We start from the raw sequence: 22,910 nt of genomic DNA on the forward strand, positions 1-22,910 counted from the left end.
CATAGCGCCGTTTGTGCGTTTCAGGTGCGTTGGCAACCCGCTGGCAGGCCCTGCCCGAGCAGTTTCTGCTGGTGGTCGTACAGCTTGATCCAAGGGCGGAAGCCAATGCTGCCGGCTTGCAGCTGGTAGTGCTGCCCGGCGCTGAAGTCCTTGAAGGTCAGCTTGACCTGGCAATCACGCCACAATGGCGCGTCGACCGGGCCGATATTGCTCGGCGCGACCGGGAACTGATAGCGCACGGTCAGCTCATGGCTGCCGGGCGGCACCTCGAAATAGCGAGTGTCAGCCCAGTCGCGCTCGTCCACCTGCTTGGCGTCCAGCGAGGCTTCGTCATAGGGGGTCAGGTCGACCCAGGCCAGATTCGGGTCTGGGTCCGGCAGGGTTGAACAGGCAGAAAGCAGCAGTAATGAGCCGGTGACCAAAAGTGCACGCATGGCGAAACTCCCCCTCGGCGAGATAGTCTTGGAGCGCATTGGCCATGAGCAGGTTGGATAGCCCCGGATGGATCTCTTTGTTCTTCTCAAGTGCTCAGGCCCTGGGCCACTCGACTGCGTTTTCAGGCGTTTGGTTCCCCTGCTGTGTGCCTTTCTGCTGAACGGTTGCAGCACCGTGGGCTATTACGGCCAACTGGCCGAAGGGCAATTGCAGCTGCTGCGGGCGCGCCAGCCTGTGGACCAAGTGATCGCCGACCCGGCCAGCAGCCCGCAACTGCGGGCTCGCCTCGCCCATGCCGAAGCAGCGCGGGTTTTTGCCAGCGATCAGCTGAAACTGCCTGATAACCGAAGCTATCGGCTCTACGCTGATCTGCACCGCCCCTACGTAGTGTGGAATGTGTTCGCCACACCTGAGCTGTCGCTGCAGCCAGTGACGCACTGTTTCCCCATTGCCGGCTGCGTCGCTTACCGCGGCTACTACCGCCAGGGTGCGGCCCGTGGTGCGGCGGCGTTGATGCGCCAGCAAGGCCTGGACGTCTACGTGAGCGGTGTCGAAGCCTATTCGACGCTGGGCTGGTTCGATGACCCGATTCTGTCTTCGATGGTCGGCTGGGGGGATGAGCGGCTGGCCACGCTGATTTTCCATGAGTTGGCTCATCAGCAGTTTTACGTGCAGGACGACACCGAATTCAACGAGTCGTTTGCCACCTTCGTCGAGCAGGAGGGCACGCGGCAATGGCGCGCAGCCCGTGGGCTTGCGCTGGTCGGCGAGCATCAGTCGCAGCAGAGCGAACAGTTCACCCGGTTGGTGCTGGCCAGCCGCGAGCGGTTGCAGGCGATTTATGCAGGGCCCTTGGACGATGCGCACAAACGCGCGGCCAAGCAGGCTGAATTCGAGCGCTTGCGCAGTGAGTACAAGCAGCTGAGGGACAGCCAGTGGAACGGGGACAAGCGCTATGACGCCTGGATCTATGCGCCCTTGAGCAATGCCAAGCTGCTGCCGTTCGGGCTTTATGACCAGTGGGTGCCGGCGTTTGCGGCCCTGTTCCGGGAGGTGGGTGGGGATTGGGCGCGATTTTATGAGCGGGTCGAGCAGCTTGGGCGGTTGCAGGTTGCGCAGAGGAAGGCGCAGCTGCAGCGGTTGATGTGAGCCTGTGAGATTTTGGGGCCGCTTTGCGGCCCTTTCGCGACACAAGGCCGCTCCTACAGGAAGCATGCGATCCCTTGTAGGAGCGGCCTTGTGTCGCGAAAGGGCTGCGCAGCAGCCCCCATGGCCCTCAAACCTTGCAGAAGGCTTGGTGCAACTCGGCCACCGTAGCGAAATGGAAGGCCGGCGCCTCGGCCACCAGCTCTTCCTGGCTACCAAACCCATACCCCACCGCCACCGCCTGCAAGCCATTGCTGCGCGCACCGATCAGGTCATGTTTACGGTCGCCGATCATCAGCGTCTGCGCGGGATCCAGCCCTTCCTCATCCAGCAGGTGGCGGATCAGCTCGACCTTGTTGGTCCGCGTGCCATCCAGTTCGCTGCCATAGATCACCTTGAAATGGTGATCGAACGCGAAATGCCGGGCAATTTCCCGTGCGAATTCCCAGGGTTTGGAAGTGGCGATATACAGCGTCCGGCCTTGGCCATTCAGGGCTTCGAGCAGCTCAGGCACGCCTTCGAACACCAGGTTCTCGTACAAGCCAGTGACGCGGAAACGCTCCCTGTAGAAGTTCACCGCTTCCCACGCCTTGGCTTCATCGAAGCTGTAGAACTGCATGAAGGCCTGTAGCAGTGGCGGGCCGATGAAGTGTTCCAGGCGGGTCAGGTCAGGCTCGTCGATGCCCAGCTTGGCCAAGGCGTACTGGATCGAGCGGGTGATGCCCAGGCGCGGGTCGGTCAAGGTGCCGTCGAGGTCGAAGAGGATATTCTGCTGGTGCATGTAATGGGTTCCACTTGAAATCGTGCGTGGCCGTGTTCGCGGGTCTACCGCGAAGACGGTCATTCAGGTTGGTCGTAGCCTTCGGCCAGGTGCTGGTCCTTGAGCTTGACGTAGTTGCCGGCACTGTAGGGGAAGAAGGCATGCTCCTGATCGTTCAACGGGCGCACCTGCTTCACCGGGCTGCCCATGTACAGGTAGCCGCTGACCAGGCGCTTGCCTGGCGGCACCAGGCTGCCGGCACCGATGATCACTTCGTCTTCGACGATGGCGCCATCCATGATCGTGCTGCCCATGCCGACCAGGATGCGGTTGCCCAGGGTGCAGCCATGCAGCATGACCTTGTGACCAATGGTCACCTCGTCGCCGATGATCAGCGGGAAGCCGTCGGGGTTGAACGGGCCTGCGTGGGTGATGTGCAGCACGCTGCCGTCCTGCACGCTGGTGCGCGCGCCGATGCGGATGCGGTGCATGTCGCCGCGGATCACCGTCAGCGGCCAGACAGAGCTGTCCTCGCCGATCTCGACGTCGCCGAGGACCACCGCCGAACGGTCGACAAACGCCCTGGGTCCCACTTTCGGAGTGTGTTGCTGGAAGCTGCGGATGGCCATGATAGCGTCTCTCATCTGTACCGATAGGCAGGCTGCCTGCTGCGGTCGGCGTCGATTGTAATTAAGATGGGGCAGTGTTTCTTCTGCCAAGGTATCCAAACCGTGAGTGCGAACAACCCACTTCTGCAGTCCTACGATCTGCCGCCCTTCTCGCAAATCCGTGCCGAACACGTGTTGCCGGCGATCGAAGCGATCCTGGCCGACAACCGTAAAGCCATTGCCGAGATCCTCGAACAGCAGGGCGACAAACCGACCTGGGCCGGCCTGGTGCTGGCCATGGACGAACTGAACGACCGCCTGGCTGCCGCCTGGAGCCCGGTCAGTCACCTCAATGCGGTGTGCAACAGCCAGGAGCTGCGCGAGGCCTATGAGGCCTGCCTGCCAGCGCTGAGCGCCTACTCTACCGAACTGGGCCAGAACCGTGCGTTGTTCGAAGCCTATCAGGCACTGGCCAACAGCCCGGAGGCCGCTGGCTTCGACGTGGCGCAGAAGACTATCCTCGACCACGCTCTGCGTGACTTCCGCCTGTCGGGTATCGATCTGCCGGCTGACCAGCAACAGCGTTATGCCGAGGTGCAGAGCAAGCTGAGCGAGCTGGGCAGCCGCTTCTCCAACCAGCTGCTTGACGCCACCCAGGCCTGGACCAAGCACGTCACCGATGAAGCCGCACTGGCCGGTCTGACTGACTCTGCCAAGGCGCAGATGGCCGCTGCCGCCCAGGCCAAGGGCCTCGACGGCTGGCTGATCACCCTGGAGTTCCCCAGCTACTACGCGGTGATGACCTACGCCAGCGACCGCGCCCTGCGTGAAGAACTGTACGCGGCCTACTGCACCCGTGCCTCCGACCAAGGCCCGAACGCCGGCCAGTTCGACAACGGCCCGGTGATGCAGCAGATCCTCGACCTGCGCCAGGAACTGGCTGGGCTGCTGGGCTACAAGAATTACGCCGAGCTGAGCCTGGCGACCAAGATGGCCGAGTCCAGCGACCAGGTGCTGAGTTTCCTGCGCGACCTGGCCAGGCGTTCCAAGCCGTTTGCCGCCCAGGACCTGGAGCAGCTCAAGGCCTACGCCGCCGAGCAGGGCTGCCCTGAACTGGCCAGCTGGGACGCCGGTTATTTCGGCGAGAAGCTGCGCGAGCAGCGTTACAGCGTGTCGCAGGAGACCCTGCGTGCCTACTTCCCGATCGACAAGGTGCTCAGCGGCCTCTTCAGCATCGTCCAGCGCCTGTACGGCATTGAAATCGCCGAACTCAAAGGCTTCGACAGCTGGCACCCGGACGTGCGCCTGTTCGAGATCAAGGAAAACGGCCAGCACGTCGGCCGCTTCTTCTTCGACCTCTATGCCCGCGCCAACAAGCGTGGCGGTGCCTGGATGGACGGCGCCCGTGACCGTCGCCGTACAGCAGGCGGCGAGCTGCAGAGCCCGGTAGCCAACCTGGTGTGCAACTTCACCCCGGCCGCGCCTGGCAAGCCTGCGCTGCTGACCCATGATGAGGTCACAACGCTGTTCCACGAGTTCGGTCACGGCCTGCACCATATGCTGACCCGCATCGAGCATGCCGGTGTGTCCGGCATCAATGGCGTGGCCTGGGACGCGGTCGAGCTACCGAGCCAGTTCATGGAGAACTGGTGCTGGGAGCCTGAAGGCCTGGCGTTGATCTCCAGCCACTACGAAACCGGCGCGGCCCTGCCTCAGGACCTGCTGGACAAGATGCTCGCCGCGAAAAACTTCCAATCGGGCATGATGATGGTGCGCCAGCTGGAGTTCTCGCTGTTCGATTTCGAGCTGCACGCCAGCCACGGTGACGGCCGCAGCGTGCTGCAGGTACTTGAAGGCGTACGCGACGAGGTTTCGGTGATGCGCCCACCGGCCTACAACCGTTTCCCCAATAGCTTCGCGCACATCTTCGCTGGCGGTTATGCGGCGGGCTACTACAGCTACAAGTGGGCTGAAGTGCTGTCGGCCGATGCCTTCTCGCGCTTCGAGGAAGAAGGCGTGCTGAATGCCGAGACCGGCCGGGCGTTCCGTGAAGCGATCCTGGCCCGCGGCGGTTCGCGCGAACCCATGGAGCTGTTCGTGGACTTCCGTGGGCGTGAACCTTCCATCGATGCATTGCTGCGCCACAGCGGCCTTACCGAGGCTGCGGCGGCATGAGCGAGGTAGCTGTGAACAAGACCAAGAAGCGCTTCATCGCCGGGGCGGTATGCCCGGCTTGCAGTGAGCCCGACAAGCTGATGATGTGGAGCGAAGATGAGGTGCCGCATCGCGAGTGCGTGGCCTGTGGCTTCACCGACACCCTCAACGAGCAGGGCCTGTCGGTGCCCAAGGAACTCGGTACGCGGGTCAACCAGCTGGCGCCCAAGGCGGCGCCAGCCAAGGTTCAGACCGTGCAGTTCTTTCCTAACCCGAAGCTGAAGAAACCTGCTGAGTGAAGCCGCCGCGCTGCCCGGGCCTTTGTGGCTCGGGCAGATGCTTGGGTGGTGGATAGTCAGGCCACTCGTCTGCCGCTGGCCATGCAAACTCGCCTGCTCCTCAATTCGAGCAAAGGGCTTCATGGATAATCCTTTGCTGCAAGGCGGCGCAACTCCAATCGATTACCCATCGATCACGCTGCAGAACATGCGCGAAACCTTTGACCATGTGTTGCAGGCTCACGCGTAAGGGATCGAGCGGGATCATCGCCGACCAGCAGCTCTTGCTCACCTGGGATGACCTGGTACTGGCCGTGGATGGGGTGTGAGGCGCTGACCAGAGGTGCTGGAAAGATCGCTGCACACAATATACTGTATATAAATACAGTATCGGGGTGAGCAATGATTCCTCCAGCAGCGCAAAAGGGCCGTGGCACGGCGCATAATCCCCACAACCGGTTCGCGCCGAGCCATTCGGTGGCCGAGGATGACGGTTGGTATCAGGAAGTACCGCAGACGCAGGGTACCGAGGTACGGATTGAAACAGCAAAGTCGGTCATCAGCCGCAACACCTCACCGGACCTGCCCTTCGACCGTTCCATCAATCCCTACCGAGGTTGCGAGCATGGCTGCATCTACTGCTATGCCCGCCCTTCGCATGCCTACTGGGATCTCTCCCCTGGCCTGGATTTCGAGACCAAGCTGATAGCCAAGACCAATGCCGCCGAGGTGCTTGCACAGCAGTTGAGCAAACCGGGCTACGTCTGTGCGCCGATCAACCTGGGCTCCAACACCGACCCCTATCAGCCCATCGAGCGTGAGCAACAGCTGACACGAAGGGTGCTGGAAGTGCTGTTGCGTTTTCGCCATCCGGTGACCATCGTCACCAAGGGCGCGCTGGTTTTGCGCGACCTCGACCTGCTGGCGGACATGGCCAGGCAACGCCTGGCACGGGTGATGATCAGCCTCACTACCCTGGACGACGACCTCAAGCGGGTGCTTGAGCCCCGCGCAGCCTCACCCAAGGCCAGGTTGCGCGCCATCCGCGTCTTGCGCGAAGCCGGTGTGCCGGTAGGTGTCTTGTGCTCGCCGATAATTCCGATGATCAACGACAGCGAACTGGAGCACTTGCTGGAGGCTGCCAAGGAGGCGGGTGCACAGAGCGCCGCCTACATGATGCTGCGCCTGCCGCTGGAAGTAGCGCCATTGTTCGAGCAGTGGCTGCAGGACCATTACCCGCAACGCGCGGCCCATGTGCTGAGCCTGATACGCCAGAGCCGAGGTGGCGAATTGTATGACAGCCGCTTCGGTGCACGGATGCGTGGCGAAGGAGTCTTTGCCGAATTGCTCGCACAACGTTTTGCCAAGGCGATGAAGCGCCTGGACTTTGCCGGGCGCGAGGCACAGGCCCTTGACTGCTCGGCGTTCTGCCCGCCGGGCGGGCAAATGGCGCTGTTCTGATGCCAAGGGCCATCCCCAGCTCAGCTAATCCGAGATAATAATTGTGCTAATGGCGCTTGGCAGTTGATGCTTTTTTGCTATTATTCAGATCCCGCCTTTTGGATCTGGAACACCCGTTCTAGAGCCTCCGAATTAAGTTTCAGTTAAGTTTTCCCCGCTAGCGTAGGAATCCAGTCAACGAAGACTGTGATCTATCGCTCGTGCGTGTCATCTAAATCTGCGCATAGCCAGAATCTTTCACCGGTAAAATGGATTTACCTACACACCGTCAAGAGGATGAATCATGCCCGTAAAGGACCCATCCAAGGTCGTTCCGCAAGCTCCAGCGGAGAGCGCCGATGCCGCCCTGAAGCACATCGTCGACGGCTTCCTGCGCTTTCACCATGACGTCTTCCCTGAGCAGCAGGAGCTGTTCAAGAAGCTCGCCACCGCGCAAACCCCGCGCGCCATGTTCATCACCTGTGCCGACTCGCGTATCGTTCCCGAGCTGATTACCCAGAGCTCGCCGGGCGACCTGTTCGTGACCCGTAACGTCGGTAACGTAGTGCCGCCTTACGGCCAGATGAACGGCGGCGTTTCCAGCGCGATCGAGTACGCCGTGCTGGCGCTGAAAGTGCACCACATCATCGTCTGCGGCCACTCCGACTGCGGCGCCATGCGAGCCGTGCTGAACCCGCAGTCGCTGACCAAGATGCCAACGGTTTCCGCCTGGTTGCGTCACGCCGAAGTGGCCCGCACCGTGGTCGAGAACAACTGCTCGTGCGGTAGCGAGCACGAAACCATGCAGGTGTTGACCAAGGAAAACGTAATCGCCCAGCTGCATCACCTGCGTACCCATCCGTCGGTGGCTTCGCGCCTGGCAGCGGGTGAGTTGTTTATCCATGGCTGGGTGTACGACATCGAGACCAGCAAGATCGAGGCCTACGACGCAGCCAGTGACAGCTTCATGCCACTGACCGCAGGCGAGCCCGTGCCCTGCGCTACTCCGAGAGGCCGCTACTAAGCGACCCGTCCACAGCTGAACCTTGAATAGCCGGCTGCACCCATCGCGGGTGTGGCGCGGCCTTCGGCTGCCTTGAAAATGCCCTGACTGCCCTGCCGGCGAACGCGCTGGCGGCTCGCGCCTGCGCGCTCGTCAGGGACCACATGTGCCCACGGCCAGGGGAATGGCCGTGCGACAGAGAAAGGAGAACGATGGTGAACATGACACAGTTGAAAGCGGCCCTGCCGCGCGAGTTGCTGGCGTCGGTGGTGGTCTTCCTGGTCGCCCTGCCTTTATGCATGGGTATTGCGATTGCCTCAGGCATGCCGCCGGCCAAGGGGCTGATCACCGGTATCATCGGCGGCGTTGTGGTCGGCTTCCTGGCGGGTTCGCCGCTGCAAGTCAGCGGCCCGGCAGCCGGCCTGGCGGTGCTGGTGTTCGAGCTGGTGCGTCAACATGGCATGGCGATGCTCGGGCCTATCCTGCTACTCGCCGGGATTCTGCAGTTGCTGGCTGGGCGCTTGCGCCTGGGGTGCTGGTTCCGTGTCACGGCGCCCGCCGTGGTGTACGGCATGCTCGCCGGTATTGGAGTATTGATCGTATTGTCGCAGGTGCACGTGATGTTCGACACGGCGCCACAGCCGTCGGGCCTGCAGAACCTCCTGGAGTTCCCATCCACCGTGGCTGCGGCCCTGCCCGAGGAAAGCGCCGGCTCCGACTGGATGGCTGGCGCGCTGGGGTTGGGCACGATTGCCATCATGTGGGGGTGGGAGCGGCTGCGACCGCAGAAGTTGCGCTTCGTGCCGGGTGCCTTGCTGGGCGTGACGGCGATGACCGCGATTGCCATGTGGCTGGCGCTGCCGGTGAATCGGGTGCAAGTACCGGCAGACCTGTCCGAAGCCATCGACTGGATACGTCCGGACGACCTGCTGAAGCTTGCTGATCCGACTTTGCTGGTGGCGGCATTCGCCTTGGCCTTCATCGCCAGTGCCGAGACGCTGCTGTCGGCAGCCGCTGTGGACCGCATGCACAGCGGCCAACGCTCGGACTTCGACCGTGAACTGTCGGCGCAGGGTATCGGCAACATGCTCTGTGGTGTACTCGGCGCCCTGCCGATGACCGGCGTGATCGTGCGTAGTTCGGCCAACGTCCAGGCAGGCGCGCAAACCCGTGCCTCGGCGATCCTGCATGGCCTGTGGTTGCTGGCGTTCGTGGTGGTGCTGAGCAGCGTGCTGCAGCAGATTCCGGTGGCGAGCCTGGCGGGTGTGCTGGTGTACACCGGCATCAAACTGGTCGATTTCAAGGCACTGCGAGGCCTGAGCCGCTATGGTCGGATGCCGATGTTCACCTACGTGGCGACTGCCATGGCGATCATTTTCACCGACCTGTTGACGGGGGTGCTGCTGGGCTTCGCCCTGACACTGCTGAAGTTGGCGTTCAAGGCCGCGCGCCTGAAAATCTGCCTCGTCCAGCTCGAGCCCCGCGGCCATATGGAGTTGCGCCTGAGCGGGTCGGCTACGTTCCTCAAGGTACCGGCGCTGACCCAGGTACTTGATAGCGTGCCTGCCGGCTCCACCCTGCATGTTCCGCTGGCCAACCTGACCTACATCGACCATTCATGCCTGGAACTGCTGGAGGATTGGAGCAAGACCAGCGGTTCTACCCTGCGTATCGAGCAGCGAGGCCTCAAGCGCAGGGTGGAGGGCCGCTTGCGCAGCGTTGCTGGCACCTGAGGTCAGCGCTTGACCTCGACCATCTCCGGCGCACCCGGCCATGTACCTGTCAGGTTCACGGTGCGGGTGCCGCCCAGCCACTCGCTGGCAGGCGTGTTCCACTTCATCGACTTGCGGGTGTTGGAGCCGATGTTGATGAACTCCGCCGTCAATACCATCTGGGTGGCGGTCAGGGGAATTTCCCCGAAGCTGGCCGAGCTTCCGCCGATCACCGTCCTGGACTCTTCGATCGGGCCTTCGGGGGTCTGGTAGGACAGTGTGAGCTTGGTGGTGTAGGTGGTAAAGGATGACGCCTTGCTATCCACCAGCAAGTTCAGCACACCGACCTTGCCGATCCAGCTGGGGATCAATACTCGGCTGCCTGCGAACGAGGCAAAGGTATAGGCGACAGGCATTGGTTCGGTTGCCACCTCACCGCTTTTTGCCGGCAAGGTATGCATCTCGACTTCACTGGAGTTGCTGGTGAACACATAGCTCGCCTTGCCACTGCCGTTGATGCCGTCTTCACCAAGCAGGCGGTTGAGCCCGCTTGCGCTACCGGAGACGGTGAAGCTGGCTTTGCCCTTCTTTGCCACCGCATTCAGGCCACTGCTGGCGTAGATGACCGAGGTCACCACGCCGAAACCTTCGGAGATGCCAGTGCTGGTCGCCATGTTCAACTTGCGCGCCTGGCTGAGCAGCCAATCGTACTGATCGGCTAGGATGGCAAGGTTGCTGATGGTGTGCTCGCCACTGATCGCGAATTCCGAGGTAATGGAATTCTCCTTGTCGAACGTCCATTCCAGCGCGGCCTCGGGTTTGACTTCGGTACCTGTGCTCGGGTCCAGGATCATCCCGCTGACATTGGCGTTGATGCGGTTGCACGTCACGCCAGACGATTTGAAATCCCACTTGCGGCTTTGCTGGCTCTTGCTGAGCTCGACGCCGGGGAGGCAATCGACGGCCAGCTTGAAGTCGCCGGTGTCAGCGTCGATGATGCCGACCGCGCCTGGCTTGATGGACGGATTGAGGCCCCAGTTGCCCCATATCGTTGGATAGGTTCCGCGCAGCAGGTCCGTAAAAACCCTGTTTCTTTTGATCGTCATTGTCATCACCTGTATGGAAAAGGGCCGCCCTGAGGCGGCCCGATGACAGTAATGATCGAAGGCGGGGCGCAGCAGCGGGAGCATTTTCCTCGCGCTGCAGATCAGGCGCTGGCCTGACCGAACTCCACGTTCAGCTGGCGCGACAGGCAAGGCCAGCGTTTCCAGGCTTCACCGGTTTGTGGGCTGCTCAGCGTTTCACGGTAGGCTTCCACCGACTCTGCGGCGAAGCTTTCGTCGTCCAGCATCTCCTCCACCGAATGATGCACCACCTCATCCAGCTGGTTGGCGAAGGTTTCGCCGATCAGTTGGTGGGCAATGAGGTTGGCCACCGTGGTATCGACCGGGATCAGGGGTTGCTGGAAGTGGCGGATGTACAGGTCGTTGACCTCCTCTACCAGACGGTGCGCCAGGTAGGCTTCATCCAGCAGGCAGTCGAGGCCGACCTGCCCCTGCATCACGCTTGGCGGCTGCAGGAAATAGGCTTCGGCAATTTTCAGCACAGGTTTGATCTGCGACTCGATCCCGGCTTCGCGCGCCACCGTGTGGGCGGCTTCCAGCAGTTCCGGGACCTGATCGATGTACGCGCTGACGAAGCGCGCCAAAGTACCCTGGGCGTCCTGCTCAGGCAGTTGGATCGAGGGGTGCAGGTGAGGCAGTTGCAGCTCGAGACGCTTTTTCAGTTGGCCGGTGCGGCTTTCATGATCGTGGGCTTGGCTAATCTGCTCGCGTACAGCAGCGATGTTCATGACAACTCCAGGGACAAGACGTTTCAAACGGAAGACACTAAGTTAGCTCGGTATACAGAATACCTAATACGCATTTGTTATAAGTTCCGCAAACGTGTGCGCAGTTCGGCATATGCGGTAGCCACTATTTTGCCATAGCCGCTCAAGCCCGGGCTTTTGCTCGGGTTTCAGTGTTTCTTGAGGTTGATTTCACCCGCGTCGTTGCGTGCCATTGGTCGCTGTCTATACTCCGGTTGAAAGTGATTCGTTGATGAGGCCCGACTGCTTTTTTGCAGGGGCTCGGTCGTCGAAGCCAGGCAGTCTTGACCGCCGTTCCCTCTTGCCGCAGGCCATGCCTCCGGGACTACAAGAACGAGAAGGGGAACCCGCAATGATGCGACATCCACCTGTCTGGATGGGCCTGCTGTTGTGGTCGGTTCTTGGTCAGGCCAACGCCGCCTGGACCGTGAACATGCACCCGGGGGCGACGGAAGTCTCCAACGCCGTGTTCGACCTGCACATGACGATCTTCTGGATCTGCGTGATCATCGGCATCGTGGTATTCGGCGCGATGTTCTGGTCGATGGTCATCCACCGCCGCTCCACCGGCCAGCAGCCAGCGCATTTCCACGAGCACACCTGGGTAGAGATCCTCTGGACCATCGTCCCCTTCCTGATTCTGGTAGCCATGGCCATTCCGGCCACCAAGACCCTGATCGACATTTACGACGCCAGCGAATCGGACATCGACATCCAGGTCACCGGCTACCAGTGGAAGTGGCATTACAAATATCTGGGCCAGGACGTGGAATTCTTCAGCAACCTGGCCACGCCTGCTGATCAGATCCACAACACGGCACCCAAAGACGAGCACTACCTGCTCGAAGTCGACCAGCCGCTGGTACTGCCGGTGGGGGCCAAGGTGCGCTTCCTGGTGACCGCCGCCGACGTCATCCACTCCTGGTGGGTGCCGGCCTTCGCGGTCAAGCGCGACGCCATCCCTGGCTTCGTCAACGAAGCCTGGACCCGTATCGAGAAGCCCGGCATCTATCGCGGCCAGTGCACCGAGCTGTGCGGCAAGGACCACGGCTTCATGCCGGTGGTTGTCGAGGTCAAGTCCAAGGCCGACTACGACACCTGGCTCGGCGAGCGCAAGGCCGAGGCGGCCAAGCTCAAGGAGCTGACCAGCAAGGACTGGACCCTCGAAGAACTGGTCGAGCGTGGCGACAAGGTCTACCACACTACCTGCGTGGCCTGTCACCAGGCCGAGGGCCAGGGCCTTCCACCGATGTTCCCGGCGCTCAAGGGATCGAAAGTGGCCACCGGGCCGAAGGAAGACCATCTGGGCGTGGTGTTCCATGGCCGCCCCGGCACCGCAATGGCCGCGTTCGGCAAGCAGCTCTCGGAAGTCGACATCGCCGCCGTGGTCACCTACGAGCGCAACGCCTGGGGCAACAACAAGGGCGACATGGTCACGCCGAAGGACGTGCTGGCGCTCAAGCAGGCAGAAGCCAAGTGAACCGGGTTTTGCGCGGCAATCAGTGGATTGCAGGAGACAGGACATGAGTGCAGTGATCGACGACCACGCCCACGGCCATGACCACGCCCACGGCCCGGCCAAGGGCCTGATGCGCTGGGTGCTGACCACCAACCACAAAGACATCGGCACGATGTACCTGTGGTTCGCCTTCATGATGTTCCTGCTCGGCGGCTCGTTCGCCATGGTGATTCGCGCCGAGCTGTTCCAGCCCGGGTTGCAGATCGTCGAGCCGGCGTTCTTCAACCAGATGACTACCATGCATGGCCTGATCATGGTCTTCGGCGCGGTGATGCCGGCGTTTGTCGGCCTGGCCAACTGGATGATCCCGCTGATGATCGGCGCGCCAGACATGGCCCTGCCGCGCATGAATAACTTCAGCTTCTGGCTGTTGCCAGCGGCCTTCTTGTTGCTGGTCTCGACCCTGTTCAGCCCGGGCGGCGGGCCGAACTTCGGCTGGACCTTCTACGCCCCACTGTCGACCACTTATGCGCCGGCCAGCGTCACCTTCTTCATCTTTGCCATCCACCTGATGGGTATCAGCTCGATCATGGGCGCGATCAACGTGATCGCCACCATCCTCAACCTGCGTGCCCCGGGCATGACCCTGATGAAAATGCCGCTATTCGTCTGGACCTGGCTGATCACCGCATTCCTGCTGATCGCGGTGATGCCGGTGCTGGCCGGTGTAGTGACCATGATGCTGATGGACATCCATTTCGGCACCAGCTTCTTCAGCGCCGCCGGTGGCGGTGACCCGGTGCTGTTCCAGCATGTGTTCTGGTTCTTCGGCCACCCCGAGGTGTACATCATGATCCTCCCGGCGTTCGGTGCGGTCAGCTCGATCATCCCGGCGTTCTCGCGCAAGCCACTGTTCGGCTACACCTCGATGGTCTATGCCACCGGCGCGATTGCCTTCCTGTCGTTCATCGTCTGGGCCCACCACATGTTCGTGGTCGGCATCCCGGTGGTCGGCGAGCTGTTTTTCATGTACGCCACCATGCTCATCGCCGTGCCCACCGGGGTGAAGGTGTTCAACTGGGTCAGCACCATGTGGGAGGGCTCGCTCAGCTTCGAGACACCGATGCTGTTCGCCATCGCGTTCGTCATCCTGTTCACCATCGGCGGCTTCTCCGGGTTGATGCTGGCCATCGCCCCAGCGGACTTCCAGTACCACGACACCTATTTCGTGGTGGCGCACTTCCACTATGTGCTGGTGCCCGGGGCGATTTTCGGCATCTTTGCCTCGGCTTACTACTGGCTGCCGAAATGGACTGGCCACATGTATGACGAAACCCTTGGCAAGCTGCACTTCTGGCTCTCGTTCGTCGGCATGAACATGGCTTTCTTCCCCATGCACTTCGTGGGGTTGGCCGGCATGCCGCGGCGTATCCCCGACTACAACCTGCAGTTCGCCGACTTCAACATGGTGTCGTCGATCGGCGCCTTCCTGTTCGGTACCACCCAGCTGTTGTTCCTGTTCATCGTCATCAAGTGCATCCGTGGCGGCGCACCCGCCCCGGCCAAGCCCTGGGATGGCGCCGAGGGCCTGGAATGGTCGATCCCCTCGCCAGCGCCATACCACACCTTCCAGACCCCGCCAGACGTGAAGTAGGAGCGCCGCCATGAAGGGCTCGTCGCTCAAGCGCCTGGTCATCCGCCTGCTGCTACTGACGGTGGTGATGTTCGGCTTCGGCTTTGCCCTGGTGCCGATGTATGACGTGATGTGCAAGGCCTTCGGCATCAACGGCAAGACGGGCGGGCAGTACGAGGGCAGCCAGGTCAGCGACCCGACGCGTTCGGTGCGGGTGCAGTTCATGTCGACCAACGCCAGCGACATGGTCTGGGACTTCTACTCCACCGCTGACGAGCTCGAGGTGAACCCGGGAGCGGTGAACCAGATGATCTTCATCGCGCACAACCCGACCAACCGGCCGATGAGTGCGCAAGCGATACCCAGCATCACCCCGGCCGAGGCCGCGGCGTATTTCCACAAGACCGAGTGCTTCTGCTTCACCCAGCAGGTGCTGCAGCCTGGCGAACGCATCGAGATGCCGGTGCGCTTCATCGTCGACCGCGACCTGCCGGCCAGCGTGAAACACCTGACACTGGCCTACACCTTGTTCGACATCACTGCGCGTCACCCGCCGGTCGCCCATGCCGCGGTACAGGACGTCCAGGGCGCCCGCTGAGGGAAGGAGAACAGCAATGGCAAGTCATGAGCACTACTACGTTCCGGCGCAGAGCAAGTGGCCGATCATCGCCACCATCGGCATGTTCATCACGGTGTTCGGGCTTGGCACCTGGTTCAACGACATGAAGGCCGGCCATCCCTCGTCGCACGGGCCGCTGATCTTCTTCGTCGGTGCGCTGTTCCTGGCCTACATGCTGTTCGGCTGGTTCGGCTCGGTGGTCCGCGAGAGCCGGGCCGGGCTGTACAGCCCGCAGCTGGACCGCTCGTTCCGCTGGGGCATGAGCTGGTTCATCTTCTCGGAAGTGATGTTTTTCCTGGCCTTCTTCGGCGCGCTGTTCTACGTGCGTGTACTGGCCGGGCCCTGGTTGGGCGGTGAGGGGCACAAGGGCATCGCCCACATGCTGTGGCCGAGCTTCGAGTTCGCCTGGCCGTTGCTGCACACACCGGACCCGAAACTGTTCCCGCCGCCCAAGGAAGTGATCGATCCCTGGCACCTGCCGCTGATCAATACCATCCTGCTGGTCAGCTCCAGCGTGACCATCACCCTCGCTCACCACGCCCTGCGCCGTGACCACCGTGGGCCGCTGAAATTCTGGATGGGGCTGACCATCCTGCTGGGTGTCAGCTTCATCACGCTGCAGGCCTACGAGTACCACGAGGCCTACACCAAGCTGGGGCTGACCCTGGGCTCGGGCATCTATGGCGCGACGTTCTTCATGCTCACGGGTTTCCACGGGGCCCACGTGACCTTGGGCACGATCATCCTGATCGTGATGTTCGTGCGCATTCTGCGCGGGCACTTCAACCCCGAGAAACACTTCGGTTTCGAGGCGGCGAGCTGGTACTGGCACTTCGTCGATGTGGTGTGGGTGGGGCTATTTATCTTCGTATACGTGCTGTGAATACAGAACCCTGTGGGAGCGGGCATGCCCGCTCCCACTGGGTCAGATGAAAATTTCAGAAAGGGGCGTGGGAAACCAGCTGACCACTGATGAAACCCCAGGCGACCAGGCCGACGGTCAGCGCCGCCAAGGTGACACGCACGGTCAGGGCTTTCAGCAGGCGGGTCGAGTTTTCATCGTCCTTGACCAGGAACACCAGGCCACTGAACAGGCTGGCGACCGTGGCCAACAGCATCAGGACAATCGCGGCCTTGAGCATGGCGATACTCCGGGGGGATGCGGTGATGTGGATAAGTATAGCGATTGGCCCGGCGAGGCTGCGATGAGGCGGTTCCGCCCAGGCTGGATACCGACCCTGGTAGTGCTCGCGCTGCTGCCGGGGTTGATCGCGCTTGGCTGCTGGCAGCTTGGCCGGGCGGAAGAGAAGCGCGTCCTGCTGGAGGTCTATGCCCAGCGTGAGGTCGATGCCCCGCTGGCCACCACCCAGTTGTTGCAGACGCCTGACTCAGCCTACCGCCGGGTCCACCTCTACGGCCGTTTTGACGCCGGGCACAGCGTGCTGCTGGACAACCGCATGCGTGACGGCCAGGCCGGCGTCGAGCTGTTGCAACCTTTCCATGACCAGGCCAGTGGTCTGTGGCTGCTGGTCAACCGTGGCTGGTTGCCATGGCCGGACCGTCGCGTTCCGGTGCATTTCGACACCCCCGAGCAGACCTTGGCGCTGAACGCGTCGGTGTATGTGGCGCCAGGCAGCAGTTTCCAGCTCCACCCCGACCCCGTCGGGGGGCAATGGCCGCACCTGCTCAATGCAATCGACGCGGCTCAAGTGTGGCAGCAGCTCGATCGCGAAGGCTTTGCCCATGAGTTACGCCTGGAACCCGGCCCGGCTGCGTATCGGCTGGACTGGCCGATTGTCGCCATGGGCCCGGAAAAACACCTCGGTTACGCCGTGCAGTGGTTCGCGCTGGCCATTGCTCTGGTGCTCCTCTACCTCTATTTCGGCTGGCACAACAACAAGGAGAAACAGCATGGCCACCGCCACTCCACTGGACCTGCCTGAACGTAGCAAGCCCAGAGCCCGCGGGCGTTTACAGCTGATCTTGATCCTGCTGGTGGTGCTCGGGCCAATGATCCTGGCCACCTGCATGTACAAACTCCGGTTCTGGGTGCCGGAAGGCCGCAGCTACCACGGCGCGATGATCGGCAATGGCGAGAGCCGCGCCGATATCGGCATTGCAGGTGAGGACCCGCGTTGGCAACTGCTGGTGACTGCGCCCGATGCTTGCGCTGAAGATTGCCAACGCCTGGTGTACCTGGTGCGGCAGATCCAGGTCGGCCTGGGCCGCGACGCCGGCCGGGCCAGCCATGCCTTGGCCGCCGCCCAGCCATTGCCCAGCGACTATCAGGCGCTGCTGGGGCGTGAATATCCACAGCTGCAACGCTATCCACTGGATGCCCCGCGCTATCTGCAAAAGGTCGGTGAACCCGGCCCGCAACTGTGGATTGTCGACCCGCACGGCAACCTGGTGCTGCGCTACGACGGCAAGGTCAACGGCAAGCACGTGCTCGACGACCTGCGTCACCTGCTCAAGCTGTCCAATATCGGCTAGGAGCTTGCCATGGCCAGACCCGGATTCCGCCTCGCTGTGTTCGCCACCCTGCTGGCACTGCTGGTCGTGCTGCTCGGTGCCTACACCCGTCTGACCCACGCCGGCCTCGGCTGCCCCGACTGGCCTGGCTGCTATGGCTTCATCAGCGTGCCCAACAGTGAAGCGCAGCTGGCCCATGCCGAACTGCACTTTCCCGACCACCCCGTGGAAGAGGCCAAGGGCTGGGCCGAGATGGTCCATCGCTACTTTGCCGGCACGCTCGCCGTGGTGATCGCGCTGCTTGCCCTGCAAGCACTGCGCCGGCATGCCCGCGATGGCCAGCCTCATCGCCTGCCATTGTTGTTGCTGGGCGTGGTGCTGGCGCAGGCGGCGTTCGGCATGTGGACCGTCACCCTCAAGTTGTGGCCGCAAGTGGTCACCGCGCACCTGCTGGGCGGCTTTACCACCCTGAGCCTGCTGTTCCTGCTATCGCTGCGTCTATCTCGGGCCTTTGCGCCCTTGCCGAAATTGCCACTCAGTCTTCGACGGATAGCCGCGTTGGCCCTGCTGGTGGTGATTGGCCAGATCGCCCTGGGCGGCTGGGTCAGCTCCAATTACGCGGCGGTCGCCTGCATTGACCTGCCGACTTGCCATGGCCAGTGGTGGCCGGCAGCGGACTTCAGCAACGGTTTCCACCTCACCCAGCATGTCGGCCCCAATTACCTCGGCGGGCAACTTGACAGCGATGCGCGCACGGCCATTCACATCAGCCACCGCCTGGGTGCACTGCTGGTGACCTGCGTGCTGCTGGTGCTCAGCTGGAAGCTGTACCGTTGTGGCCTGACCGGCCTGGCCCGATGGATATTGCTGGTGCTGGCGCTGCAGGTCGGCCTGGGCATCAGCAACGTGCTGTTCCACCTGCCGCTGGCCGTGGCCGTCGCGCATAACGCTGGCGGCGCGCTGCTGCTGTTGAGCATGGTGCTGGTGAACTACCGCATCCGCGTGGTCGACAAGGTCCGCGTCGGCGTCAAACAAGGTTGGCGCCTGCGGCCTGCGGCCGGGGTCAGCCTCACCCACCCCATGAGGAGCGATACGTGGCGACGCTTCTGAGCGGACGTTGTGCCAGTTGGCGCGATTACCTGGAGCTGACCAAGCCCAAGGTGGTGGTGCTGATGCTGATCACTTCGCTGGCGGGCATGTTCCTGGCGACCCGCGCCGGGGTCAGCTGGAGCGTGTTGCTGTTCGGCAACCTCGGTATCGCCCTGTGCGCGGGCAGCGCGGCAGTGGTCAACCACGTGGTGGACCGGCGCATCGACGCGCTGATGGCCCGGACCCACAAGCGCCCACTGGCCCAGGGCCGGGTCGAGCCGTTGCCGGCGTTGCTGTTCGCCCTGGCCCTGGCCCTGCTCGGCCTGGCCCTGCTGCTGGTGTTCACCAATGCCCTCGCCGCCTGGCTGACCCTGGCTTCGCTGCTAGGCTATGCGGTGCTCTACACCGGCTTTCTCAAGCGTGCCACACCGCAGAATATCGTCATTGGCGGCCTGGCCGGTGCGGCGCCGCCGCTGTTGGGCTGGGTCGCAGTGAGCGGCCATATCAGCGCCGAGCCGCTGCTGCTGGTGCTGATCATCTTCGCCTGGACGCCACCGCACTTCTGGGCGCTGGCCATTCACCGCAAGGAAGAGTACGCCAAGGCCGACATCCCGATGCTGCCGGTCACCCACGGCGAGCGATACACCAAGCTGCATATCCTGCTGTACAGCCTGATTTTGCTGGCGGTGAGCCTGCTGCCGTTTGCCATCCACATGAGTGGGCCGCTTTACCTGGCCTGTGCCTTGGCGTTGGGCCTGCGCTTCCTGCATTGGGCCTGGGTGTTGTACCGTGGCAGCCGGCCGCACGCGGCGATCGGTACCTTCAAGTACTCTATCGGCTACCTGTTCGCGCTGTTCATCGCGTTGCTCGTTGACCACTACCTGTTGCTGAATCTATGACCCGAACCCAGAAAACCGTCTTCATCCTCGTTGCCTTGGTCGCCCTGATCATGGGCCTGACCGTCAACAAGGTGCTCAGTGAACGGGGCCAGCTCAACCCGACCGAGCTGATCGACGCCGGCATCATTCTGTTGCCGCAGAGCCGCGCGGTGGCCGACGTGACCATGACCAACCAGGATGGCCAGCCGGTGCAGCTGGACGACCTGAAGGGCAAATGGTCGCTGCTGTTCTTCGGCTACACCTACTGCCCGGACATCTGCCCGACCACCCTGGCCCAGCTGCGCCAGGTGAAGAGCGAGCTGCCCAAGGAGGCCGTGGACCGGCTGCAGGTGGTATTGGTGAGCGTGGACCCGAACCGCGATACGCCGAACCAGCTGAAGCAGTACCTGGGCTATTTCGACAAGGATTTCGTCGGCGTGGCGGGGTCGATCGAAGATACCCAGAAACTGGCCAATGCCTTGAGCATTCCGTTCATCCCGGCCGATACCAGCAAGCCGGGGTATACCGTGGATCACAGCGGCAACCTGGCGGTTGTTGGTCCGGATGGACGTCAGCGTGGGTTCATTCGTGCGCCGTTCAACAACCAGAAGCTGGTGGCGCAGTTGCCTGGCCTGGTCAAGCGGGATTGAGATTGCTGGGCCTGCTGCGCAGGCCTTTCGCGACACAAGGCCGCTCCCACATGGATCGGCGTACACCGTACATTGTGGGAGCGGCCTTGTGTCGCGAAAGGGCCGCAAAGCGGCCCCAAGGATGCGAGATCAGAACGCCGGAACGACAGCGCCTTTGTACTTCTCGTTGATGAACTGCTTCACCTCAGGCGAGTGCAGTGCAGCAGCCAGCTTCTTCATCGCGTCCGAGTCCTTGTTGTCCGGGCGGGCAACCAGGATGTTCACGTACGGCGAGTCCTTGCCTTCGATGGCCAGGGCGTCTTTCTCCGGGTTCAGCTTGGCTTCCAGCGCATAGTTGGTGTTGATCAGGGCGATATCGACCTGGGTCAGCACGCGCGGGATGGTGGCCGCTTCCAGCTCACGGAATTTTACGCTTTTTGGGTTTTCGGCAACGTCCTTCACGGTCGACAGGATGTTGCTGTTGTCCTTCAGCTTGATCACCCCAGCCTTGTCCAGCAGCAGCAGGGCGCGGCCGCCGTTGGTGGCATCGTTGGGGATGACCACGGTGGCGCCGGAGGACAGCTCGTCGAGCTTCTTGATTTTGGCCGAGTACACGCCCAGCGGCTCGATGTGCACACCGGCAACGCTGACCAGGTGGGTGCCCTTGGCCTTGTTGAACTCATCCAGGTACGGCTGGTGCTGGAAGAAGTTGGCGTCCAGGCGCTTTTCGGCGACCTGCACGTTTGGCTGGATGTAGTCGGTGAATTCCTTGACCTTCAGCTCCACGCCCTCTTTCGCCAGCTGAGGTTTGACGAAGTTGAGGATCTCGGCATGTGGCACCGGGGTGGCGGCGACGGTGAGGGTTTCCGCGGCGTTGGCCGAGAAGGCCGCGACCGCGGCGACAACAGCAAGCAGCTTCTTCATGAATCACTCCTTGTGAGGGCCGCGACGGCCCCCGAACGGGTCGGCCGTGCCGACCCCATTGGGGTTACTTACGGGAAAAATGCACGACCAGTTTGTCGCCGATCATTTGTAGCGCCTGGACCAGGATCACCAGCAGCACGACGGTTACGATCATCACGTCGGTCTGGAAGCGTTGGTAGCCGAAGCGGATCGACAGGTCGCCCAGGCCACCGGCACCGACCACGCCAGCCATGGCGGTGTAGGAAACCAGGGTGATGGCAGTCACGGTGATGGCGGCGATGATGCCCGGCATGGCCTCTGGCAGCATGGCCTTGAAGATGATCTGGCGGGTGGTGGCGCCCATCGACTGGGTGGCCTCGATGATACCGCGGTCCACTTCACGCAGGGCGGTTTCCACCAGGCGCGCGAAGAACGGCGTGGTCCCCACCACCAACGGCGGTATGGCGCCTGCGACACCCAGCGAGGTGCCGGTGACCAGCACCGTCAGCGGGATCATCACGATCAGCAGAATGATGAAGGGCACCGAGCGAACGATGTTCACGAGAGTTGCCAGCACCGCATAGAACTTGGTGTGCTCGAACATCTGCCGCGGGCTGAACAGAAACAGCACCACGCCCAGGGGCAGCCCCAGCAGCACGATGAACAGCAGCGAGGTGAACATCATGACCAGAGTGTCGTTGGTCGCCTGCCAGATCTCGACCCAGTCGACATTGGCGAAGTAGTTCAGGATATCCATCAACGCAGTACCTCCATATGTACGTCAGCTGCGGTGAAGCGGGCGAACGCCGCCTCCATGTCGCCACCCATCAGGGCTAAGGTCAGCTGGCCATAGGGAATGTCCTTGATGCGGTCGATACGCCCGGCAAGGATGCTGTAGTCCACACCGGTCTCGCGGGCCACGGTGCCCAGCAGCGGCGCATAAGTGGCGTCGCCTTGGAAGGTCAGGCGCACGATGCGCCCCGGCACGTGGGCGAAGTCGTCGCGTTGCTCGTTCTCATCGACCTGTTCGTCTTCCTGGACAAAGCGCTTGGTGGTCGGGTGCTGCGGGTGCAGGAACACCTCGGCTACCGGGCCTTGCTCGACGATCTGGCCGGCGTCCATCACTGCCACGCGGTCGCAGACCCGGCGAATCACGTCCATTTCGTGGGTGATCAGCACGATGGTCAGCTTCAGCTCACGGTTGATCTCGGCCAGTAGTTGCAGCACCGAAGCGGTAGTCTGAGGGTCGAGGGCGCTGGTGGCTTCGTCGCACAGCAGGATCTTCGGGTTGGTCGACAGGGCGCGGGCGATACCAACGCGCTGCTTCTGGCCGCCGGACAGCTGGGCGGGGTATTTCTTCGCGTGGTCCGCAAGGCCTACACGGGCCAGCAGCTCGGTGACACGCTTGTCGATCTCGCTGCGCGACAGCTCGCCGGCCAGGGTCAGCGGCAGCGCGACGTTGTCGGCGACTGTCTTGGACGCCAGCAAGTTGAAGTGCTGGAAAATCATCCCGACCTGCCGGCGGAAGCCGCGCAGCTGGCTGGCGTTGAACGCGGTAACGTCTTCGCCGTCGACGATGATCGTGCCGCCGGAAGGCTCTTCGAGGCGGTTGATCAGGCGCAGCATGGTGCTCTTGCCGGCGCCGGAATGGCCGATCAGGCCGAACACCTGGCCGTCTTCGATGGTCAGGCTGGTCGGATTCAGTGCGGGGATTTCCCTACCGGCGACGCGGTAGGTCTTGTGTACCTGTTGGAACTCGATCACGTAGCGAACCTTGTGGGGCGCATGGAATTTGGGTCAGCGGTTAGCTGGGGTCGCGCAT

24 protein-coding genes are annotated in these 22,910 nt (G+C 62.4%); 15 read left to right on the plus strand and 9 right to left on the minus strand.

Going from position 1 to position 22,910, the window contains the following annotated elements:
• Window positions 1–20: 20 nt before the first annotated feature.
• On the minus strand, window positions 21–434 hold the full coding sequence (locus tag ACTORR_RS14680) for a PA0061/PA0062 family lipoprotein (RefSeq protein WP_313366017.1): 414 nt from the start codon (window positions 432–434) through the stop codon (window positions 21–23).
• 67 nt (window positions 435–501) lie between these two features.
• On the opposite strand from ACTORR_RS14680, the gene ACTORR_RS14685 reads away from it, so the two are divergent.
• Window positions 502–1,584: an aminopeptidase gene (locus ACTORR_RS14685; RefSeq protein ID WP_313430156.1), complete on the plus strand. Its 1,083-nt coding sequence runs from the start codon at window positions 502–504 to the stop codon at window positions 1,582–1,584.
• A gap of 127 nt (window positions 1,585–1,711) precedes the next feature.
• On the opposite strand, the gene ACTORR_RS14690 is transcribed toward ACTORR_RS14685, so the two are convergent.
• Together ACTORR_RS14690 and ACTORR_RS14695 are read right to left on the minus strand one after the other, a co-directional pair.
• Entirely contained in the window at window positions 1,712–2,362 is a 651-nt protein-coding gene (locus tag ACTORR_RS14690; protein ID WP_054884394.1) for an HAD family hydrolase, read from the minus strand.
• 59 nt (window positions 2,363–2,421) lie between these two features.
• Window positions 2,422–2,970: a gamma carbonic anhydrase family protein gene (locus ACTORR_RS14695; RefSeq protein ID WP_054884393.1), complete on the minus strand. Its 549-nt coding sequence runs from the start codon at window positions 2,968–2,970 to the stop codon at window positions 2,422–2,424.
• A 66-nt stretch (window positions 2,971–3,036) separates the two neighbouring features.
• Here ACTORR_RS14695 and prlC point away from each other — a divergent pair, with 66 nt between their 5' ends.
• The 5 genes from prlC to ACTORR_RS14720 all read left to right on the plus strand — a co-directional run bounded on the left by prlC (window position 3,037) and on the right by ACTORR_RS14720 (window position 9,557).
• Complete coding sequence (gene prlC, locus ACTORR_RS14700; RefSeq protein ID WP_054884392.1) at window positions 3,037–5,124, plus strand: oligopeptidase A; 2,088 nt, start codon at window positions 3,037–3,039, stop codon at window positions 5,122–5,124.
• Window positions 5,121–5,402: a YheV family putative zinc ribbon protein gene (locus ACTORR_RS14705; RefSeq protein WP_313365310.1), complete on the plus strand. Its 282-nt coding sequence runs from the start codon at window positions 5,121–5,123 to the stop codon at window positions 5,400–5,402. Before prlC ends, ACTORR_RS14705 begins: the two co-directional genes overlap by 4 nt.
• Before the next feature lie 381 nt (window positions 5,403–5,783).
• On the plus strand, window positions 5,784–6,842 hold the full coding sequence (locus ACTORR_RS14710; RefSeq protein WP_054884389.1) for a PA0069 family radical SAM protein: 1,059 nt from the start codon (window positions 5,784–5,786) through the stop codon (window positions 6,840–6,842).
• Between the two features lie 283 nt (window positions 6,843–7,125).
• Window positions 7,126–7,845 carry a carbonic anhydrase gene (locus ACTORR_RS14715; protein ID WP_054884388.1) on the plus strand — a complete coding sequence of 240 codons (720 nt, stop codon included), beginning with the start codon at window positions 7,126–7,128 and terminating at the stop codon, window positions 7,843–7,845.
• Window positions 7,846–8,036: 191 nt separating this feature from the next.
• Window positions 8,037–9,557, plus strand: a complete 1,521-nt coding sequence (locus tag ACTORR_RS14720; protein ID WP_409521031.1) for a SulP family inorganic anion transporter — start codon at window positions 8,037–8,039, stop codon at window positions 9,555–9,557.
• Window positions 9,558–9,559: 2 nt separating this feature from the next.
• Here ACTORR_RS14720 and ACTORR_RS14725 read toward each other — a convergent pair whose 3' ends face one another.
• Window positions 9,560–10,726 (minus strand): hypothetical protein, encoded by a 1,167-nt coding sequence (locus ACTORR_RS14725; RefSeq protein WP_256218596.1) that lies wholly within the window; start codon window positions 10,724–10,726, stop codon window positions 9,560–9,562.
• A 17-nt stretch (window positions 10,727–10,743) separates the two neighbouring features.
• On the minus strand, window positions 10,744–11,388 hold the full coding sequence (locus ACTORR_RS14730) for a hypothetical protein (protein WP_054884386.1): 645 nt from the start codon (window positions 11,386–11,388) through the stop codon (window positions 10,744–10,746).
• Window positions 11,389–11,758: 370 nt separating this feature from the next.
• On the opposite strand from ACTORR_RS14730, the gene coxB reads away from it, so the two are divergent.
• The 4 genes from coxB to ACTORR_RS14750 are packed head-to-tail and all read left to right on the plus strand — an operon-like array spanning window position 11,759 to window position 16,000.
• Window positions 11,759–12,886 (plus strand): cytochrome c oxidase subunit II, encoded by a 1,128-nt coding sequence (coxB, locus tag ACTORR_RS14735; protein ID WP_262109560.1) that lies wholly within the window; start codon window positions 11,759–11,761, stop codon window positions 12,884–12,886.
• 43 nt (window positions 12,887–12,929) lie between these two features.
• Window positions 12,930–14,519 carry a cytochrome c oxidase subunit I gene (gene ctaD / locus ACTORR_RS14740; protein WP_054884384.1) on the plus strand — a complete coding sequence of 530 codons (1,590 nt, stop codon included), beginning with the start codon at window positions 12,930–12,932 and terminating at the stop codon, window positions 14,517–14,519.
• 10 nt (window positions 14,520–14,529) lie between these two features.
• The gene (locus ACTORR_RS14745; protein ID WP_262109561.1) at window positions 14,530–15,096 is read left to right on the plus strand and encodes a cytochrome c oxidase assembly protein; all 567 of its coding nucleotides are present in this window, start codon (window positions 14,530–14,532) and stop codon (window positions 15,094–15,096) included.
• Between the two features lie 16 nt (window positions 15,097–15,112).
• Window positions 15,113–16,000, plus strand: coding sequence for a cytochrome c oxidase subunit 3 (locus ACTORR_RS14750; protein ID WP_054884382.1), 888 nt, complete (start codon window positions 15,113–15,115; stop codon window positions 15,998–16,000).
• 55 nt (window positions 16,001–16,055) lie between these two features.
• Here ACTORR_RS14750 and ACTORR_RS14755 read toward each other — a convergent pair whose 3' ends face one another.
• The gene (locus ACTORR_RS14755; protein ID WP_054884381.1) at window positions 16,056–16,259 is read right to left on the minus strand and encodes a twin transmembrane helix small protein; all 204 of its coding nucleotides are present in this window, start codon (window positions 16,257–16,259) and stop codon (window positions 16,056–16,058) included.
• A 63-nt stretch (window positions 16,260–16,322) separates the two neighbouring features.
• Here ACTORR_RS14755 and ACTORR_RS14760 point away from each other — a divergent pair, with 63 nt between their 5' ends.
• From ACTORR_RS14760 to ACTORR_RS14780, 5 genes are read left to right on the plus strand one after another with little or no spacing between them, the layout of a single operon-like run.
• Window positions 16,323–17,060, plus strand: coding sequence for an SURF1 family protein (locus ACTORR_RS14760; RefSeq protein ID WP_262109564.1), 738 nt, complete (start codon window positions 16,323–16,325; stop codon window positions 17,058–17,060).
• Window positions 17,029–17,610, plus strand: coding sequence for a hypothetical protein (locus tag ACTORR_RS14765; RefSeq protein ID WP_054884379.1), 582 nt, complete (start codon window positions 17,029–17,031; stop codon window positions 17,608–17,610). The genes ACTORR_RS14760 and ACTORR_RS14765 overlap by 32 nt, the downstream gene beginning before the upstream one ends.
• 9 nt (window positions 17,611–17,619) lie before the next feature.
• On the plus strand, window positions 17,620–18,699 hold the full coding sequence (locus ACTORR_RS14770; protein ID WP_099815265.1) for a COX15/CtaA family protein: 1,080 nt from the start codon (window positions 17,620–17,622) through the stop codon (window positions 18,697–18,699).
• Window positions 18,684–19,577, plus strand: coding sequence for a heme o synthase (gene cyoE / locus ACTORR_RS14775; protein WP_054884377.1), 894 nt, complete (start codon window positions 18,684–18,686; stop codon window positions 19,575–19,577). Before ACTORR_RS14770 ends, cyoE begins: the two co-directional genes overlap by 16 nt.
• A complete protein-coding gene (locus ACTORR_RS14780; protein ID WP_054884376.1) occupies window positions 19,574–20,206 on the plus strand; it encodes an SCO family protein in 633 nt (210 codons plus the stop codon). Before cyoE ends, ACTORR_RS14780 begins: the two co-directional genes overlap by 4 nt.
• Before the next feature lie 129 nt (window positions 20,207–20,335).
• Here ACTORR_RS14780 and ACTORR_RS14785 read toward each other — a convergent pair whose 3' ends face one another.
• From ACTORR_RS14785 to ACTORR_RS14795, 3 genes are all read right to left on the minus strand, one after another.
• Window positions 20,336–21,109: a MetQ/NlpA family ABC transporter substrate-binding protein gene (locus ACTORR_RS14785; RefSeq protein ID WP_054884375.1), complete on the minus strand. Its 774-nt coding sequence runs from the start codon at window positions 21,107–21,109 to the stop codon at window positions 20,336–20,338.
• Window positions 21,110–21,173: 64 nt separating this feature from the next.
• Window positions 21,174–21,845 (minus strand): methionine ABC transporter permease, encoded by a 672-nt coding sequence (locus ACTORR_RS14790; RefSeq protein ID WP_054884374.1) that lies wholly within the window; start codon window positions 21,843–21,845, stop codon window positions 21,174–21,176.
• Window positions 21,845–22,852, minus strand: a complete 1,008-nt coding sequence (locus ACTORR_RS14795) for a methionine ABC transporter ATP-binding protein (protein ID WP_313364425.1) — start codon at window positions 22,850–22,852, stop codon at window positions 21,845–21,847. Before ACTORR_RS14795 ends, ACTORR_RS14790 begins: the two co-directional genes overlap by 1 nt.
• Window positions 22,853–22,910 lie beyond the last annotated feature (58 nt).

Origin of the sequence: Pseudomonas sp. SAR267 (assembly GCF_052077595.1) — a bacterium.
GTDB lineage: Bacteria > Pseudomonadota > Gammaproteobacteria > Pseudomonadales > Pseudomonadaceae > Aquipseudomonas > Aquipseudomonas vlassakiae.

What these genes read in the sequence shown, in the direction of transcription:
- ACTORR_RS14780 (WP_054884376.1), top strand. Translation starts at nt 19,574, where the DNA reads ATGACCCGAACCCAGAAAACCGTCTTCATCCTCGTTGCCTTGGTCGCC.
- coxB (WP_262109560.1), top strand. Translation starts at nt 11,759, where the DNA reads ATGATGCGACATCCACCTGTCTGGATGGGCCTGCTGTTGTGGTCGGTT.
- ACTORR_RS14785 (WP_054884375.1), bottom strand. Translation starts at nt 21,109, where the DNA reads ATGAAGAAGCTGCTTGCTGTTGTCGCCGCGGTCGCGGCCTTCTCGGCC.
- ACTORR_RS14710 (WP_054884389.1), top strand. Translation starts at nt 5,784, where the DNA reads ATGATTCCTCCAGCAGCGCAAAAGGGCCGTGGCACGGCGCATAATCCC.
- ACTORR_RS14680 (WP_313366017.1), bottom strand. Translation starts at nt 434, where the DNA reads ATGCGTGCACTTTTGGTCACCGGCTCATTACTGCTGCTTTCTGCCTGT.
- ACTORR_RS14705 (WP_313365310.1), top strand. Translation starts at nt 5,121, where the DNA reads ATGAGCGAGGTAGCTGTGAACAAGACCAAGAAGCGCTTCATCGCCGGG.
- ACTORR_RS14770 (WP_099815265.1), top strand. Translation starts at nt 17,620, where the DNA reads ATGGCCAGACCCGGATTCCGCCTCGCTGTGTTCGCCACCCTGCTGGCA.
- ACTORR_RS14750 (WP_054884382.1), top strand. Translation starts at nt 15,113, where the DNA reads ATGGCAAGTCATGAGCACTACTACGTTCCGGCGCAGAGCAAGTGGCCG.
- ACTORR_RS14690 (WP_054884394.1), bottom strand. Translation starts at nt 2,362, where the DNA reads ATGCACCAGCAGAATATCCTCTTCGACCTCGACGGCACCTTGACCGAC.
- ACTORR_RS14790 (WP_054884374.1), bottom strand. Translation starts at nt 21,845, where the DNA reads ATGGATATCCTGAACTACTTCGCCAATGTCGACTGGGTCGAGATCTGG.
- prlC (WP_054884392.1), top strand. Translation starts at nt 3,037, where the DNA reads ATGGGGCAGTGTTTCTTCTGCCAAGGTATCCAAACCGTGAGTGCGAAC.
- ACTORR_RS14725 (WP_256218596.1), bottom strand. Translation starts at nt 10,726, where the DNA reads ATGCTCCCGCTGCTGCGCCCCGCCTTCGATCATTACTGTCATCGGGCC.
- ACTORR_RS14715 (WP_054884388.1), top strand. Translation starts at nt 7,126, where the DNA reads ATGCCCGTAAAGGACCCATCCAAGGTCGTTCCGCAAGCTCCAGCGGAG.
- ctaD (WP_054884384.1), top strand. Translation starts at nt 12,930, where the DNA reads ATGAGTGCAGTGATCGACGACCACGCCCACGGCCATGACCACGCCCAC.
- ACTORR_RS14720 (WP_409521031.1), top strand. Translation starts at nt 8,037, where the DNA reads ATGGTGAACATGACACAGTTGAAAGCGGCCCTGCCGCGCGAGTTGCTG.
- ACTORR_RS14730 (WP_054884386.1), bottom strand. Translation starts at nt 11,388, where the DNA reads ATGAACATCGCTGCTGTACGCGAGCAGATTAGCCAAGCCCACGATCAT.
- ACTORR_RS14760 (WP_262109564.1), top strand. Translation starts at nt 16,323, where the DNA reads ATGAGGCGGTTCCGCCCAGGCTGGATACCGACCCTGGTAGTGCTCGCG.
- ACTORR_RS14755 (WP_054884381.1), bottom strand. Translation starts at nt 16,259, where the DNA reads ATGCTCAAGGCCGCGATTGTCCTGATGCTGTTGGCCACGGTCGCCAGC.
- ACTORR_RS14765 (WP_054884379.1), top strand. Translation starts at nt 17,029, where the DNA reads ATGGCCACCGCCACTCCACTGGACCTGCCTGAACGTAGCAAGCCCAGA.
- ACTORR_RS14745 (WP_262109561.1), top strand. Translation starts at nt 14,530, where the DNA reads ATGAAGGGCTCGTCGCTCAAGCGCCTGGTCATCCGCCTGCTGCTACTG.
- ACTORR_RS14685 (WP_313430156.1), top strand. Translation starts at nt 502, where the DNA reads ATGGATCTCTTTGTTCTTCTCAAGTGCTCAGGCCCTGGGCCACTCGAC.
- ACTORR_RS14695 (WP_054884393.1), bottom strand. Translation starts at nt 2,970, where the DNA reads ATGGCCATCCGCAGCTTCCAGCAACACACTCCGAAAGTGGGACCCAGG.